This window comes from Gemmatimonadota bacterium, from assembly GCA_039715185.1.
In the GTDB taxonomy this organism is placed as follows: domain Bacteria; phylum Gemmatimonadota; class Gemmatimonadetes; order Longimicrobiales; family RSA9; genus DATHRK01.
On the sequence record JBDLIA010000214.1, the window covers coordinates 1 to 1,409 of the forward strand.

At 68.1% G+C, this 1,409-nt stretch carries 1 protein-coding gene; it reads right to left on the minus strand.

What is annotated here, in order from left to right:
- Positions 1-107: 107 nt before the first annotated feature.
- On the minus strand, positions 108-1,409 hold a 1,302-nt coding region (locus tag ABFS34_16805; protein MEN8377086.1), incomplete at its 5' end, for a DUF222 domain-containing protein.

Sequence of the window (1,409 nt, forward strand, 5' to 3'; positions counted from 1 at the left end):
AACTAGCGGCGTTGCGCGAAGAGGGCGTTATATAAGTACTGTAGGTTGGGCTGAGCAAAGCGAAGCCCAACATTCCGACCGACAGGTCGAGCTTCCCAAGCTCACCCCTAGCCACCGCCCCATCCGTCTTGTCGAGCGTGCGGAAAGTGCGCGGGGTAGTGCCCGGTCTCGGGATCCAGATGCAAGGCGCCGTCGCGGTGGAGCAATTCCTCCACCGCCTGGGCGTGATCCATCCGCGCGCCGCTCCCCGGAAAAACGCAGGTCCCGGCATCGATATCCAGACCGTGCTCGCGGTTCAGGGTTTCGATATCGGTGTCGCGAAACGACTCCGCGGAGTTTTTCGGCACCGCGTCGATGACGCGCCCGTCGGGGCGGGTGAACTCGAAGCGCTGATCTCCCGAGACGCGCACACCGTAGTCGCCTTCGTGCACCAGGCGATGATGGAAGTGACAGAGCTGCACCAGGTTCTGCAAGCTCGTTTCACCGCCGTGAGCCCAGTGCGCGACGTGGTGGCCCTCGACGAAATACCGCGCGGTACAGCCGGGGAAGCGGCAACCGTGGTCGCGAGCCCTGAGTGCCCGGTGAATGGCGGCGGGGATGCTGCGGGTCTTGCGGCCGACGTCGAGCGGCATGCCATCGGCGTCTTCCACCAGGCGCACGATGCTCGCATCGCAGGCCAGGCGCCGGGTGCTTTCGCCGGCAAGCGCCGGGCCGTCCTCGAGCTCCGAGCGGCCCCCGGCGTCCGGATCGGCGAGCACCTCGGCGTCGACGTGCACGACGAGATGATTGCGCTCACCGCCAGGGCGTGAGCCGGCGCCGTTGGCGAGCAGGCTCTCCGCCATCAGCACCAGGGCATCGGCGCGCCGCGCCGCGTAGCTCTGCTTTTCGTTGAGGTCCCGGGCCCACCAGGGGGTGTCCGGATCCTCGGCGCTAGCTTCCGCCGGTCCCGGCGGCAGATATACGCCCTCGTTCGGGGACGACTCCGCGGAGTTTTCTCCAGCGCCCTGCGGCTGCTCGGCCGCAGCGCGTTCCCGGCGGCGCACGTACATGGCTTCGCCGGCGGCGGCCAGTGCCTCGAGCACGATGGCGCCGGTCTCCGGCGGCAGGCGCGCCTCGAGGACCAGGGTGCCGTCGTCGTCGTGGTGGAATTGCACGCAGCGCTGCTCGTGCAGGGAGTTGGCGCGCTGGCGCTCGGCGATGCGCTGCACCTTGCGGTAGTTGCAGACCAGGCGCTCCACGTGGGCGGCGGTTCCGTGGTGGGCAATGTTCAGCAGGTAGTCCTCGTTCTCCGGCGTCGCCACCCGGGTCATAGCGCGCACCTTGGAGTAGCTCACCTGGCCAGTGCGGAAGGCTTCACTGATTTTGGGCAGCGATTCCAGAGTGCGGGCGACCCGCACCTTGTCGCGGGC